The organism is Clostridium sp. UBA871 (genome assembly GCF_002295255.1).
Classification (GTDB): Bacteria; Bacillota; Clostridia; order Clostridiales; family Clostridiaceae; genus Clostridium_J; species Clostridium_J sulfidigenes.
In genome coordinates, this window is sequence record NZ_DBFV01000003.1 from 307,600 (window position 1) to 323,376 (window position 15,777).

The 15,777-nt window shown below is 30.5% G+C and carries 13 protein-coding genes and 1 other annotated feature; of the genes, 9 read left to right on the forward strand and 4 right to left on the reverse strand.

What is annotated here, in order from left to right:
* Window positions 1-263 precede the first annotated feature (263 nt).
* A complete protein-coding gene (locus B3086_RS03070) occupies window positions 264-623 on the forward strand; it encodes a VOC family protein (protein ID WP_346847557.1) in 360 nt (119 codons plus the stop codon).
* A 201-nt stretch (window positions 624-824) separates the two neighbouring features.
* Here the strand turns inward: B3086_RS03070 and B3086_RS03075 are convergent, their stop codons facing one another.
* From B3086_RS03075 to B3086_RS03085, 3 genes are read right to left on the reverse strand one after another with little or no spacing between them, the layout of a single operon-like run.
* The gene (locus B3086_RS03075) at window positions 825-1,547 is read right to left on the reverse strand and encodes an amino acid ABC transporter ATP-binding protein (RefSeq protein WP_346876711.1); all 723 of its coding nucleotides are present in this window, start codon (window positions 1,545-1,547) and stop codon (window positions 825-827) included.
* The gene (locus B3086_RS03080; protein WP_035133830.1) at window positions 1,534-2,214 is read right to left on the reverse strand and encodes an amino acid ABC transporter permease; all 681 of its coding nucleotides are present in this window, start codon (window positions 2,212-2,214) and stop codon (window positions 1,534-1,536) included. The genes B3086_RS03075 and B3086_RS03080 overlap by 14 nt, the downstream gene beginning before the upstream one ends.
* 27 nt (window positions 2,215-2,241) lie before the next feature.
* A complete protein-coding gene (locus B3086_RS03085; protein WP_346847555.1) occupies window positions 2,242-3,066 on the reverse strand; it encodes a transporter substrate-binding domain-containing protein in 825 nt (274 codons plus the stop codon).
* A gap of 288 nt (window positions 3,067-3,354) precedes the next feature.
* On the opposite strand from B3086_RS03085, the gene B3086_RS03090 reads away from it, so the two are divergent.
* The 7 genes from B3086_RS03090 to B3086_RS03120 all read left to right on the forward strand — a co-directional run bounded on the left by B3086_RS03090 (window position 3,355) and on the right by B3086_RS03120 (window position 13,411).
* Complete coding sequence (locus tag B3086_RS03090; RefSeq protein WP_346847554.1) at window positions 3,355-3,645, forward strand: YhdT family protein; 291 nt, start codon at window positions 3,355-3,357, stop codon at window positions 3,643-3,645.
* Window positions 3,646-3,660: 15 nt separating this feature from the next.
* Window positions 3,661-5,154, forward strand: a complete 1,494-nt coding sequence (gene panF, locus B3086_RS03095) for a sodium/pantothenate symporter (protein WP_346879643.1) — start codon at window positions 3,661-3,663, stop codon at window positions 5,152-5,154.
* Between the two features lie 258 nt (window positions 5,155-5,412).
* Window positions 5,413-5,976, forward strand: a complete 564-nt coding sequence (locus B3086_RS03100) for a histidine phosphatase family protein (protein WP_346879642.1) — start codon at window positions 5,413-5,415, stop codon at window positions 5,974-5,976.
* Window positions 5,977-5,992: 16 nt separating this feature from the next.
* Window positions 5,993-7,219 carry an exonuclease SbcCD subunit D gene (locus B3086_RS03105; RefSeq protein ID WP_346879641.1) on the forward strand — a complete coding sequence of 409 codons (1,227 nt, stop codon included), beginning with the start codon at window positions 5,993-5,995 and terminating at the stop codon, window positions 7,217-7,219.
* Window positions 7,206-10,700: an SbcC/MukB-like Walker B domain-containing protein gene (locus B3086_RS03110; RefSeq protein ID WP_346892770.1), complete on the forward strand. Its 3,495-nt coding sequence runs from the start codon at window positions 7,206-7,208 to the stop codon at window positions 10,698-10,700. The genes B3086_RS03105 and B3086_RS03110 overlap by 14 nt, the downstream gene beginning before the upstream one ends.
* 143 nt (window positions 10,701-10,843) lie before the next feature.
* Window positions 10,844-11,257 carry a hypothetical protein gene (locus B3086_RS03115; protein ID WP_346847549.1) on the forward strand — a complete coding sequence of 138 codons (414 nt, stop codon included), beginning with the start codon at window positions 10,844-10,846 and terminating at the stop codon, window positions 11,255-11,257.
* Window positions 11,258-11,326: 69 nt separating this feature from the next.
* Window positions 11,327-11,581, forward strand: a binding site (T-box leader).
* A gap of 177 nt (window positions 11,582-11,758) precedes the next feature.
* The gene (locus tag B3086_RS03120; RefSeq protein ID WP_346879639.1) at window positions 11,759-13,411 is read left to right on the forward strand and encodes a glutamine--tRNA ligase/YqeY domain fusion protein; all 1,653 of its coding nucleotides are present in this window, start codon (window positions 11,759-11,761) and stop codon (window positions 13,409-13,411) included.
* Window positions 13,412-13,533: 122 nt separating this feature from the next.
* Here the strand turns inward: B3086_RS03120 and B3086_RS03125 are convergent, their stop codons facing one another.
* Entirely contained in the window at window positions 13,534-14,724 is a 1,191-nt protein-coding gene (locus B3086_RS03125; protein ID WP_346879638.1) for a coenzyme F420-0:L-glutamate ligase, read from the reverse strand.
* A gap of 120 nt (window positions 14,725-14,844) precedes the next feature.
* Here B3086_RS03125 and B3086_RS03130 point away from each other — a divergent pair, with 120 nt between their 5' ends.
* Complete coding sequence (locus tag B3086_RS03130; protein WP_150841824.1) at window positions 14,845-15,738, forward strand: LysR substrate-binding domain-containing protein; 894 nt, start codon at window positions 14,845-14,847, stop codon at window positions 15,736-15,738.
* Window positions 15,739-15,777: the final 39 nt, after the last annotated feature.

Genomic DNA, 15,777 nt, shown 5'->3' on the forward strand with positions numbered 1-15,777 from the left:
CCAAGGAAATAAAAAGGGGCAAATTATGGTTTATTATAATGAAATATATTATGATTCTGCCTATGGAGTTATGGAATATTATCCATGTAAGAAGGAGATTATCTATTTAGAGATTAATGTTGAATAAGTAAAAGATTACAGTATAATTTTCATGTAAATAAAGTTTAATATAATATAAAGGCTATTATATTAGGTATATAAATAAAGGGGATAGTAAAAATATATCGTAGCAGATGTAAAATTAATAAAGTGAGGTAGTATTTATGAATTTAGAAATGGTCACAATAGCAGTAGCAGAGTTAGAAGAATCAGAAAGATTTTATAAAGAAATTTTAGAATTAAAAGAAGTACAAAGAATAGATACTCCGGAAGGAATACACATTATTTTCTTAAAGGATGAAGAGTCTGGAACTATTGAATTAATAGAATATCCAAATAGCTTTAAAGAATTAAAAAAAGCTAATGGTTCAAATATCTCTATTGTATTTAATGTAAATAATTTCAATGAAGCGGTAAGAAAATTAGAAGAACAAAATGTAAAGGTGATTAATGGACCTATGGAAAATTATATATTTATAAATGATCCAAATGGCGTGAAAATTGGAATTAGACAAAGGCATTAAAAGATACATTAGCATGAAAAGATTAATTTGTCATGGTGATAAATGTAAATTTCATACTATGAAATTATAAATAATAGTAATGCAAATAACCAGTTAATTTATTTNNAAATAAATTAACTGGTTATTTTATTTTTAGATATAGATAAATTATAAATGTAAATATAATAAACTCTTCAAAAAAATTATTGATAAATTTATTTTTTATAAAACCTTAGATAAGAAATCTATAGTTCTAGAGTTTTTAGGATTTCCAAAAAGTTCATCTGGAGTGCCTTCTTCTAGAATTTTTCCTTCATCCATAAATAAAATTCTATCTCCAACTTCTCTTGCAAAGCCCATTTCATGGGTTACTACCACCATGGTCATACCTTCTTTGGCCAGTTCTTTCATAACATTTAAAACTTCACCAACCATTTCAGGGTCTAAAGCAGAAGTAGGTTCGTCAAATAGCATTACATCTGGACTCATGGCTAAAGCTCTGGCTATTGCTATCCTTTGCTTTTGTCCACCAGATAAGGAGCTTGGATAAGCACTAGCTTTATCTGTTAGACCTACCATTTTTAAAAGAGATAGAGCTTTTTCATTAGCTGATTGAACCTTTTCACCTTTTACCTTAATAGGTGATATAGTTATGTTTTCTAATACTGATTTATGAGGAAAGAGATTAAATTGCTGGAATACCATTCCCATTTTTTCTCTTAGTTTATTTATATTAGACTTTTTATCAGTGATATTATTTCCTTCAAATATAATTTCTCCTGAAGTCGGCTCTTCTAGTAGATTAAGACAACGTAAGAAGGTAGACTTACCAGAACCAGAAGGGCCAATAATTACAACAACTTCTCCTTTAGTTATATGTTCATCAATTCCCTTTAAAACTTCTAGTTCTCCAAAGTTTTTCTTTAAATTTTTAACGTGAATCATTTCCTTTAAGTCTCCTTTCTGCATAAGCCATTAATCTTCCTAGAGTAAATGTTAGGATAAAGTAGCAGATTGCTGCTACAATTAAAGGCTCAAAGTTTCTATAGGTGGCACCTGTAACTAGCTTAGCACCATAAGTAATTTCTGCTACACCTATAGCTGATGCCATAGATGATTCCTTTATTATAGCCACAAACTCATTACCAATAGCAGGTAAAATATTTCTTATGGCTTGTGGTAATATAATATGTTGCATGGCCATTCTTTGATTCATACCTAGACTTCTTGCAGCCTCTAATTGTCCTTTATCTACTGCATCAATTCCACTTCTTATTATTTCTGCCACATAAGCTCCTGAGTTAAGTGAAAGTGCTATTACACAAGCTACTAAAGGAGTAAGCTTAACTCCAAAGGAGGTTGTACCAAAATATACTATAAAAATTTGTAGTAATAAAGGTGTTCCTCTTATGAATTCTATATAAATAGAAGCTATAACCTTAGGAATAGGTACTTTTAATACAGATAACTTTGACCTTTTCATGAAGCAAAGAAGGGTTCCTAGGATTGCTCCAAATAGAACTGATAGCATTGCTACTAATAAAGTCCATTGAATACCTTCTATAAACACTGGATAATATTTTTCTAAAAACTTAAAACTTAAATTAGACATAGCTTCCTCCTTTGTAGCTAGTAAAAATTATTGAGCTGTAACCTCATCTTTACTTAATTTTATAGCTTCTTTATAAAACTCTTGTATTTTACCTTCAGATTCTAATCTTTCTAATGTTTTATTAACTGCTTCTAGTAAAGTAGCTTGTCCCTTTGGAAGAGCTATAGCAGAACCACCACCGGAAGTATCATTAATTTTTTCTTTTGCAACAGCTAATTCTTCATGAACTATAGCTTGTATATCAGCTACTGGAAGTTCAACAATTACTGCATCTAAGTTTCCAGCTATTAAATCTTGAATTAAAGTTGGAACTTGTGCTAATAGCTTAACATCAGCATTTTCAATTCCCTGAGCTAAAGTGGCTTGTGTAGAACCATTTTGAGCTCCTACTTTTTTACCTTTTAAATCATCAATACTTTTAATAGTTTCAGAATTGTTTTTATTTATCAATATTCCTTGTTCTGCTTGAAAATATATATTTGAGAAATCTATAACTTCTTTTCTTTCTTCATTAACTGATAATCCAGACACTCCTAAATCAATGATTCCATTTCTTGTAGCATCACAAATAGTGCTAAATTCCATCTCTTGAATTTCGTATTCTACACCCAAATCTTTAGCAATTTCACTTACTAGAGATATGTCTAGACCAACGGTTTTCTTTTCACCATTTTCCATTATAAAGAATTCATAAGGTGCGTAATCAACACTCATACCTACTTTTAATTTTCCTTCTTTTTTTATTTTAGATAGCAAGTCCACCTCTTCTTTATTACCGCATGCCATTAAAGATAGTGACATGGTACCTACCATAGCTAGTGCAAAAATTTTTTTTAGTATACCTTTTTTCATTGTTGTATCCCCCTTGTATAATAATTTATTACCGTTGCATAATTATACAACTATAACTTATAAATATGCAATAGTTTTTTAATATTTTTTTTAAAAAGATTTATATTAATTAAAAAAATTTATATTTATTTAAGTTAAAATACTATATTAGGGGAAAATAAATTATGAAAACCATTGTGAACTCAATGGTGACGTGATAATATTACTATGTTGTTAAAATGAGAGCTTATTACTAAATAGTACAGCTCTAGAAAACTTATTTATGTTAAAATCAAGAGGAGTAAGATTATGAAATTATCAGAAAAAGCTAAGAATCGACAAATGAATAAAGAAGCTATCATTTCTATTATTTTGTATATACTTTATTTTATGTGGTGGTATGTTACTGGCTTTGGGCTAGGAAGTGGAGATCCATCTACTTATAAATATGTAATGGGACTACCATTGTGGTTTGTATTAAGTAGTTTTGCAGGACCAATAATACTTATTGTAGCAGTAACATTTACTGTAAAGTATTTATTTGTGGATATGGATTTGGAAAATGATGAAGAACAAAAGAATAATCATAAGGAAAAATAAAGTGGGGAATGTAGTATGGAAAAAATGTTAATTGTAATACCAATTATTCTTTATTTAGCATTAAACTTATTTGTAGGAGTTTGGATTAGTAAAAATTCAGCAAAAGAAAATGCTAAAAATGGATTTATAAATAATTACTTCATAGGTGGAAGATCTATGGGAGGGTTTGTTCTTGCCATGACATTAATTGCAACTTATACTAGTGCTAGCAGTTTTATTGGTGGACCTGGAATTGCTTATTCTGTAGGATTAAGTTGGGTATTTGTAGCAGTAACTCAAGTTCCAACAGCATTTTTAACACTAGGAATCTTAGGAAAAAAGCTAGCTATAATATCAAGAAAAATTAATGCTGTAACAGTTACAGATTATTTATACAAAAGATATAAATCACCCACAGTAGTTATAATGGCATCTATTGCTTTAGTAATATTTTTTATTGTAACTATGGTGGCACAGTTTATTGGAGGAGCTGTACTATTCCAGTCTATTACAGGATTTTCTTATTTGGTAGGACTAATTTTATTTGGTACAATAGTAATTATATATACTACCATAGGAGGCTTTAAAGCAGTAGTTGTTACTGACACCATTCAAGGAATTATAATGATAATAGGTACAGGACTGATTATTTACTCTATTATAAAGGTTGGCGGGGGAATGGATACTATTTCAGCTACTTTAAATGAAGTTAATCCAGTATGGAATACCCCTTTATCTGGAGAACATTTTAGTAAAGGATACATCATGTCCTTTTGGGTATTAGTAGGAGTAGGAACCCTTGGACTTCCTCAAAACACAGTTAGAGCTATGGGGTTTAAGAATAGTAAATCCATGCATGATGCTATGATTTATGGAACAGTAGTATTTTTTATTTTAATGTTTGGAATGCTTTTAGCGGGAGTACTTTCTGCAGCAATTCTTCCAAAGGGAATTACAAATTCAGATACTGTTATTCCAACTTTAGTTATTAATATTATGCATCCTGTAGCTGCTGGAATATTTCTTGCAGCACCACTAGCAGCAGTTATGTCAACGGTATCTTCTATGTTAATCTTATCGTCTGCTGCAATTATAAAAGATATATATATGAACTATATTATGAAAAATGATGATGTAAAAGAAGGTAAAGATTTTGAAAAGAAGATATCAAAAATGAGTTTATGGTCCACAGCAATTATAGGGCTTATAGTGTTTATTCTTGCAATACAACCTCCAGCATTACTTACTTTTATTAATCTATTTGCTTTTGGTGGATTAGAGGCTGCTTTCTTTTGTCCAGTGGTCTTTGGTTTATATTGGAAAAGGGCTAATGCTATGGGTGCTATAATATCTATGATTTGCGGTGTTGGTTCCTTTATAATATTTTACGTCACAAAGTTTGCACCAATGGGAGTTCAACCTATTGTTCCAGCTCTTGTGGTAGCTATAATTACATTCTTAATGGGAAGTTATATTGGGAAAAAACCAGATAGAGATGTAATAGAATTATTCTATGGTATAGAAGAATAAAGTGTTTAAATGAGTTTAGAGTTATATCAAAACAAAATTAATGTTAAATTAATATTGAACTTATATTTATTTTAAATGAATGTACAATATTTAATTAAGATTAGAAAATTGTTTTGATATAACTCTTTTTTAGTTTCCTATCTTCAATAGTATTCAAAAAATACTAGTAAGTTTTTAATTAAAGATGATACTACAAAATAACTTAAGGTATAATAGAATAATATAGAATTAGAGTTTATTTATAGGGGGTAGGGAAAAATGACCAATATATATTTTGTTAGACATTGTGAGCCTGACTTTTCAATTCATGAAGATTTAATTAGACCATTAACGGATAAAGGATTAAAAGATAGTAAAAGGGTAGCGGAAGTATTAAAAAGTAAAAAAATACATGGAATTTATTCAAGTCCATATAAACGTGCAATAGATACGGTTAAAGAGCTAGCTGATGTGTTAAATTTAAAGGTAGTAGCTAAAGAGGATTTAAGGGAGCGGACTATTAAAGATCAATGGATAGATGATTTTAATGAATTTGTAAAATGTCAATGGGAGGATTTTGAGTACAAGCTTTCTAAGGGTGAATGTCTTAGACAGGTGCAAGAGAGAAATATAACAGCATTAAAAGAAATATTAAATGAGAATAAAGGCAAAAATGTAGTAATAGGAACTCATGGCACAGCTTTAAGTACAATATTGAATTATTATAATAAAACCTTTGGTTATGAGGAGTTTAATAGAATAAAAAGTATTATGCCTTGGATTATTGTTATGGAATTTAAGGGTGAGGAATTTATAGGATTTAAAGAAATAGATATAGATTAATGGAGGAGGAACAAAATTGAGAATACTTCATACTGGAGATTGGCATCTAGGAAAAAATCTAGAGGGTCAGAGTAGGATGGATGAGCAAGAAGAGTTTTTAAAGGACTTTGTAAATATTGTAGAAGAAAATAATATAGATTTGGTTATTATTGCAGGAGATGTCTATGATACAAGTAATCCACCAGCTAGAGCTGAAAAAATGTTTTATGATACTTTAAAGAGAATTTCTAGAAATGGTGAAAGGCTAACCCTTGTAATATCGGGAAATCATGATAATCCAGAGAGATTAGTGGCAGCAGGTCCTTTAGCTATGGACCATGGAATAATTATGGTGGGAACTCCAAAAACTGTAGTTCAACCAGGGAGCTATGGAAAACACAGACTTATTGAATCTGAAGAAGGGTTTATTGAAATTGAAGTTAATGAAGAAAGAGCAGTTATATTAACAGTACCCTATCCCAGTGAAAAAAGATTAAATGAAATATTGTATAGTGGCATGGAAAGCGAAGAAGAAAAATTAATGTCTTATAGTGATAGAATACATGAATTATTTCACACTTTAGAAGGTCATTATAGAGAAGACACTATAAATTTAGTAGTATCACATCTATTTGCCATGGGAAGTGAAGAAAGTGGTTCAGAGAGAAGCATACAACTAGGAGGAAGCTACATAGTAAATGGCAGTTGTTTTCCAGAGTCAGCTCAATATATAGCTCTTGGTCATGTGCATAAGCCTCAAATAGTTCCTGGAACTAATAAAAGAGCACGATACTCAGGTTCACCTCTTCATTATAATAAAAAGGAAATTAGCTTTAAAAATAAATGTTTTATAGTAGATGTGAAGGCTGGAGAAGATAGCCTTATAGAAGAGGTGGAAATAAAGGTTTATAAGCCCATTGAGGTGTGGAAATGTAATGGAGTAGAGGAAGCTATCTTAAAGTGTGAGGAAAATAAGGATAGAAATTGTTGGGTTTATCTTGAAATTTCTACAGATAGATATATAAATGAAGATGAAATAAAGAAAATGAAGATATTAAAAAGAGATATCCTAGAAATTATGCCTAAGATTATAGGGGTAGAGGAAGAGGATGAAAATGCTAGGAGTCTTTCTGAAAAATCCTTTGAAGAGATATTTAAGGATTTTTATAAAAGAGAAAGAGGAGTAGATGCAGAGGATGAAGTGGTTGATTTACTTATGTCTATAATCTCAGAAGAAGGAGGCGAAGATAATGAAACCAATTAGTCTTAAAATTAAGGGATTAAATAGCTTTAATGAAGAGCAATTTATAGATTTTGAAAAACTTACGGAGCAAGGCTTTTTTGGTATATTTGGACCTACTGGCAGTGGGAAATCTACAGTATTAGATGGAATAACTTTAGCTTTATATGGAGAGGTTTCAAGAAAAAGTTCAAACTTTATAAATACTAATTGTGATAGCCTAGCTTTAAGTTATACCTTTCAAATTTCAGGAGCAAAGCCTAAGAGATATGTTGTAGATAGAGAATTTAAAAGGGATAAGAAAACGGGTAATCCTATATCAGGAAAATGTAAGATAATAGATATGACTTTTGAGGAGCACATAATTTTAGCAGATAAGGTGAAGGAAGTTACTGCAGCTTGTAGAGAGATTATAGGATTAAGTTTAGAGGATTTTACTAGAACTGTAGTGTTACCTCAAGGGAAATTTAGTGAGTTTTTAAGGTTAGAGGGTAGAACGAGAAGAGATATGCTTGAGAGGTTATTTAACTTACAAAAGTATGGTGATAATCTTTCAAGTAAGCTTAAGGCTGAAGTAATCAAGGAAGAAAGTAAATACAAGGAGCTATCTGGTGAGCTTAAGGGCTATGAAAATATAAATGAGGATACATTAAAAGAAAAAGAGGATGAACTAAAAGCTTCAACAGATATACTAAAAAAAGGTAATGAGGAACTTAAGAAGTTAGCAGAAGATTTTAAGGAAAAAGAAGAAGTTTGGAAGTTAAGCTTAGATATTAAAGACTATGAGGAAAAGAAAAAAGCTCTAATGGGAAAAGCTGAAGAAATAGAAGAGTATAAGGAAAAACTAAAAATTGGTGAAGGTGCAGCTAGGGTTTTACCTTATATAGAAAGCTATGAAAATACTCTAAGAGATTTAAAAGCCTCGAAGGAAAAGGAAAATGCCTTAAATCTCCAATATGAAAAATTAAAAGTAGAAAAAGATGAACTAGAAAGTAAGTGGAATTTTTGGAGAAAGAAAAAGGATAAGGAATTACCTGACTTAAAAGTAAAAGAAGAAAAGGTTAAGGATGCTTTAATAGAAAAGAAAAATTTAGATGCTTTAAAAGTTAATATTAGTGAGTTAAGAGAAAGTGTTAAAAGTTTAAATGAGCAGGAACAGAAAGCTCAGGGAGAAATAGATATTTTAGATAAAAGAATTCTTAAAGGTGGAAATGTTATAAAAGAAACTGAGATGAAGTTTGAAGCCCTTAAGATAGATAGTGACTTAAAGGAAAAGGTTCAAAGGGGTATTAGACTTAATGAAAGATTTTTAGACTTAAAAGCTTTAGTAGATAAAGATAGATTAACCTTAACAAAACTTAAAAAGTTTATGGAAGAAGAACACGTAAAAGAGGATTTATGCAGAGATGAACTTAGTAAAAAGGAAGCATTGCTTATAGAAAAGGAAGAGGAGTTAGAGAAACTAATTAATACTTGTCCAGGAGAATCTACTGATCTTTTGAATCTTCAAAGAAGGATATCTGAGGAAACAGAAAAGACTAAAAGATATAGCCTTGCAACTGAAGTTATTATAAGCTCAGAAGAAATTATTAAAAATTTAAGGGAAGCAGTAAATAAATATGAGAAAAATAAGTCTAGGATAGATGAGGCCATTAAAGGTTTAAAAGCAGAAATATTAGAGCTACAGGTTGAGACTTTAGCAAGTGAGCTTAGAGAAAATTTAAATAAGGGTGAACCTTGTCCTGTTTGTGGTTCTTTAGAGCATCATGTTGAGAATATAAGGCATATAGAAAACCTAGACTTAACTGGAAAAAATGAAAAACTGCATGACTTTGAAAATCAACTTAAGGAAATAGAAATGAATATTACTAGGGACAACACTAAAATCTTAAATTTAGAAGAAAACATTAAGGCTAAAGAACTAGAAATAAAAGCTTTAGGGGATGATTTTAAAGTTGGGAATCTAGGAGTATTAGAAGAAAAATTTAAAGCACTAGATAAAGAACTTTCACAGTATAATAAAGATAAAGAAGTTTTAGAGACTGTTATAAAAACCTTAAAAGAAGAAAAACTATCCTTAGAAGGGAAAAGAAATACTATTAAATCAGTAGTAGAAGAAAAGGAAAAGCAATATAATGATGTAGAGCTAGAATTTAATAAAAATACTCTATCTTGTAGTGATTTAGAAAATGATATTAGTAGCATAAAAAATTCTATCAATGTAGAAAATTTTCAAGAAAAAAATGAAGAAATATTAAGGATAGAAAAAGAAAGAGAAGAGTTAGAAAAGAACATAAGAAAGTATAGAAAGGGATTAGATGATCTAATAGATAGCAAGGAATCCCTACAAATAAGCATAAATTCTCTTAGAGAAAACTTAGCTAAAGAAAAATCTGCTCTTATAGAAAAAGAAAAAAGTGCAGAGGAGAAGGAACTTCAAATAAAAGCTAAGGTAGGAGAACTCGATAATCTCAAGGACTTATTAGTGCAGCTTCAGGAAGAAATAAAGACTATAGAAGACTCCTTTAATGATTATGATAAGAAAAAGGAATCCATGGAAAAAGACTTTAAAAGCTGTAATGAAGCTTTAATAGAAATCATAAGTAAGGTTAGACAGTTAGATAAACGAGAGTCAGAAGAAAGAACTTACTTGAAGGATTGCTTAAGGAAGGAAAGTTTTGAAGATATAGAGCAGGTTAAATATAATGTAATTTCTAAAGTGGAAATAGAGAGATTAAAGACATTTATTGAAGAGTATAATAATAGCATATCCAAGGTTAATGGGGCTATTGAAAGTTTACTTATAAAGATAAATGGAAGAGAAGTAAGTGAAGAAGCTTGGCAGCAGGTTCAAGAAGAAAAGGCTATAAAAGAAGAGGAAATAAAAGCTTTTACGGAAGTAAATATAAGATGCTCAGAAGAAGTTAATTATATACAGAAAAAACTATTGGAGTTAAAGGAATTGTTAGATAAAAAAGAAAAATTAGATCATAAATTAGCTCTTCTAGATGATTTAGAAAAGCTATTTAAGGGTAAAAAGTTTGTTGAGTTTGTAGCTGCTACTAGACTTAAATATGTATCCATGGAAGCCTCTAAGAGACTTAAGGAAATTACTAGTGGAACTTATGGTTTAGAAGTAGATGAACAGGGTAAATTCATAATAAGAGACTATAAAAATGGAGGAGCCTCAAGAGATGCATCCACACTTTCAGGAGGAGAGACATTCCTAACATCCTTAGCTTTAGCCTTAGCACTATCCTCAGAGATTCAACTTAAGGGAACAGCGCCCTTAGAGCTATTCTTCTTAGATGAAGGATTTGGAACACTAGATGATGACTTACTAGAAGTAGTTATGAGCTCCTTAGAGAGGATTCATAATGATAAACTTAAGGTCGGAATAATAAGTCACGTAGAATCTATAAAAAATAGGGTACCAGTAAAATTAGTAATTACTCCAGCAGAATCAGGTAGAGGTGGAAGTAAAGTTAAGATTGAAAGAAGTTAATTGCAACAATGATTTTTAATGTTATAATAGATTATTGGCATTAAGAGAAATGTAAATGAGGATGTAACTTAAGATAAGAAGTTTTATTGGTTAAATACAAACTCTATGTATGGCAAAATAAATATGTAAAGTGAGAAAAAGATATGAGATATGAAAGATTAGAAAAGCAAATAAATAGGCTAGACAATGATATTGATTCTATGGGAGTAGCAAAGAAGTATTTATCAAATATTGATGAAATTAATGAGGTAATTAAAGAATTAAATGAAAAAAGAATAGGCCTTGCTAATGAGCTGTATTTTGAAGATCATTCATCCTATGCACAATGCTGTATAGAGATAAGCAATGTAATTGATAGACCTCTTGGTCAAGAATCACAGGCTGAATTACTTGAGACTATAAAAGAAATTTTTGGAAGAAAGTCTCCAAATGTAAGCAAAAAAAGTTATGGACTTAATGCTTGGCTTAAAGAACTGGATATAGAATATAAGTGGATTGAAAAAGAAAATGAAGATTGGGCTACCTTAATAATAAGTGGATTTGGATTACACGAATAAAATAAAAAAATATTCTTAATTTTATATTGACGAAATAAATATATTTGTATATTATAGATAATAATATCAATAATAGCTATGATGAGAAAAGTAGATATTTAATTTCTTTTACAGAGAGCTCCAGGTGCTGAAAAGGAGTAAAGAAGTATTTATCGAAACAAGGCTCTGAGCTTCATACGGATTCTTTAAAGATGATGCTATGACGTAGGTCTACGTTACAGGACTAGAGTATAAGTATTTTAAATACCGTACTTGATAAGATTGATATGGTGACATATCTATGAATTTAGGTGGCAACGCGAAGATATAACTCTCGCCCTAAGGACTATAACAGTCCTAGGGTGGGAGTTTTTTTACGAGCAAAGCGAAAAGTTGCTTTAGCAACGTCACTCCAAATTTTATATTTGGTTAAGTGAAAAACTATAAAATCTTAAAATTAAAATTTATATATAAATGGGAGGTGAATTTAGTAAAGCTTGAAAAAAGCTTTACTAAGAGGATATGTGTAATGAAAATGATTCTTTAAACTTTGTAGATAGACTAGTGAAGGAAGATATTAATGAGGGAAAATGTGATGAAATTCATACTCGGTTTCCTCCTGAACCTAATGGATATCTCCATATAGGAAGTGCTTATGCAATAAATATAAGCTATGGAATTGCTAAAAAGTATAACGGAAAATTCAACTTAAGATTTGATGACACTAACCCAGGTAAAGAAGACCATGAGTATGTAGATGCTATTATGGAAGATATGAAGTGGATGGGGTTTGACTATGAGGATAGACTTTTTTATGGTTCAGATTACAGTGAAAAAATATATAACTATGCTTTATATTTAATAAGAAAGGGAAAGGCTTATGTATGTAATTTAACTCCCGATGAAGTAAGAGAATATAGGGGAACTTTAACAACACAGGGTAAAAATAGTCCATATAGAGATAGAACTATTGAAGAAAACTTAGAGTTATTTGATAAAATGAAGGCTGGTAAATATAAAGAGGGAGAAGCTGTGTTAAGAGCAAAAATAGATATGGCAAGTCCCAATATGAATATGAGAGACCCAGTTATTTATAGAATATCCTATACGCAACACTATAAAACTGGTACTCAATGGTGCATATATCCTATGTATGACTATGCTCATCCAATTCAAGACTATATTGAAGGGGTTTCTCATTCCTTATGTTCTAATGAATTCAAAGATCATAGACCCCTTTATGAATGGGTTTTAAATGAGTTAGATTTAGATAATCCAAAACCAAGACAAATTGAATTTGGAAGAATGAATTTAAGTGGAGTAGTTACAAGTAAGAGATATTTGAAGATGTTAGTAGCTAGTGGAGAAGTTGATGGATGGGATGATCCAAGACTTTCAACTTTAAAGGGAATGAGAAGAAGAGGGTATACACGAGAGGCAATTTTAAACTTTTTGAGAGAAATTGGAGTTGCTAAGGCTGATACTTTAGTAGATGTTGCTATGCTAGAGAACTCTTTAAGACAAGATTTGAAATTAAGGGTACCTTCTGTTATGGCAGTTCTTGATCCAATAAAAGTTGTAGTAACAAATTTACTAGAAGAACATTTAGAGTATTTAACCATTGAAAATAATGGTGAAAATGAAGACTTAGGTAAGAGAGAGATGCCTTTTACTAGAGAATTGTATATTGAAAGAGAGGATTTTAGTGAAAATCCACCTAAGAAATATAATAGATTAGTATTAGATGGAGAAGTTAGACTTAAGGGAGCATATTTTATAAAGTGTAATGAGGTAATAAAAAATGAATCTGGTGAAATAGTAGAGCTTAGATGTAGCTATGATCCAGAGACTAAGAGTGGTAGCGGTTTTACTGGAAGAAAAGTTAAGGGTACAATTCACTGGGTAAGTGCAAAGTATGGAGTACCTTGTGAAGTTAGATTGTTTGAGAATTTATTTAATGATGCTCCATCAGGGGATAATTTATTTGAATATATAAATAAAAATTCCTTAGAAGTAAAGAAAAATGCAATTATTGAACCAGCAGCGCTTAGACTAAACGAAGAAGGTAGATTTCAATTTATAAGACATGGATACTTTATAAGAGATACTAGATTATCTAAAGAAAAACTAGTATTTAATAGAACTGTATCTTTGAAGAGCTCTTATAAAAAGTAAGTCAGTGTATATAAGAAAAATCCATTAAAAATAAAGTATAGAAAATAGCCCAAGGGATAAAGAAAATCCTTTGGGCTATTTTTATATAAGTAGGATAAGAAATTACATTAGTTTTTCCTGTATTATTTTGTGTAATTATCGAAATAACCTTGGATGAAGATTATAGGAGTTCCCTTATCTCCACTTCCAGAAGTTAAGTCAGATAATGAACCTATAAGATCAGTAAGTCTTCTTGGAGTAGTACCTTGTGATTCCATAGCACCTACTAAATCAGATTCTTTATTTTTAATATATTCAGAGATAGCAGACTTAAGTTCTTCACCTTTTAAATCAGCAAAGTTATTATCAGCAAGATATTTTAACTTAACTTCATTTGGTGTTCCTTCAAGTCCTGGAGTATATGCAGGTGATACAACTGGGTCTGCAAGTTCCCAAATCTTACCTACTGGATCTTTGAATGCTCCATCTCCATAAATCATAACTTCAACAGTTTTTCCAGTTTTATCTTTAATCATAGCTTGTATGTCATCAACTACTGGTTGGCAGTTACGAGGGAAAAGTTTAACTGTTTCCTCTGTAGATTTGTTTGAGCCTAAAAGTCCATAAGCTTCATTGAATCCACTACCATCAATTGATGAAGATAAAATATCATCAAGACTATAAATCTTTTCTCCACCATTTGCTTTAAGTATTTTCTTAGTTCTGAATCTAGTGTGAATGTCACAAGTAAGTACATTCTTTGTATAATCTAATATAGTTTTTGGATTATTTGAGAATATAACTTCACACTCTATTCCATAGCTTTCAACTAGAGATTTGTAATACTCAATATAATCAACACCGGTAAATGGATGTTTATTAAATCCAAAGTGTTCACGGAATTGCTTTTCAGTTAGAACATCTGTCCAAGGATTAACTCCTTTTTCATCTAGGATATCTAAGTCTACTAAATGGTTACCAACTTCATCAGAAGGATAGCTAAGCATTAAAACAATTTTTTTAGCACCCTTTGCAATACCACGAAGGCATATAGCAAAACGGTTACGGCTTAATATTGGGAATATTACTCCCACAGTATCTTCACCAAACTTTGAGCTTACATCTTTAGCAATATTATCTATAGAAGCATAGTTTCCTTGTGCACGAGCAACTACAGATTCAGTTACAGTAACTACATCTTTATCATTAATTGAGAAACCTTCAACTTTAGCAGCAGTTAGCACGCTATCTACAACGATTTCTTCAATGTTATCTCCTTTGTTTATGATTGGGCAACGAAGTCCTCTAACAACAGTTCCAACGACTCTTTCCAATTATAACATCTCCTTTATGTAAAATTACATTAATTTTTAAAACCTACACTTGTAATATACACCATTTTAGTGGTATAAGTAAAATAAATAGATTAAATAGTAGATATAAGGAGTGCTTATATGATAAGTAAATTAGATTTATATAAGGTGTTTTGTATGGTGGGAAAGCATGAAAGTTTTTCAAGAGCTGCTAAAGAGTTATACATGACTCAACCCGCAGTAAGTCAATCTATTATGCAATTAGAAAGAGAACTAGATATAAGGCTTTTCACAAGAACTTCTAAAGGGGTTATACTTACAAATGAGGGGCGAATTTTATTTGAATATGCTAGCTCTGCCATGAATTTGATACATGTTGGAGAAGATAAACTTTTAAAAATTAAAAATATGATGATAGGAGATTTAAAAATAGGTGTAGGAGATACCATATCAAGATATTTTTTATTACCCTATTTAGAACAATTTCACAAGGAATATCCCAATATTAAGTTTAAAATAATAAATGCCACAACCTTAGAGCTTTGTGCTAGTGTAAAGTCAGGGGAAATAGATATTGCAATTTGTAATTTTCCTATTGAAGATTCTGCACTGGAACTTAGAGAATGTATGGATATTCATGATATATTTGTCTGTGGAAATAAGTACAAGAACCGTTGCTCTAAACCCATTAGCCTCGAAGAAATAACAGAATTACCATTAATATTATTAGAATCTAAATCTATATCAAGGCAATACATAGAAAAATATATGTTATCTAAAGGAATTAAAATTACTGCTGAAATCGAATTAGGATCTTATGATTTATTATTAGAATTTGCAAGGGCAAACTTAGGAATAGCCTGTGTTATTAAAGAATTTTCAAAAGAATATTTAGAAAAGGGAACAGTATATAAAGTGAAATTAAAAGAAGAAATACCTAAAAGAAGTATAGGGCTATGTTTTTTAAAGAGTGTGTCCCTTTCTCCCGCAACTACAAAATTTATTGAAATACTAGAGCATAAAACAGACATATAGGACAAAAACATATACAAAAATAGAATATACCCTGAAAGC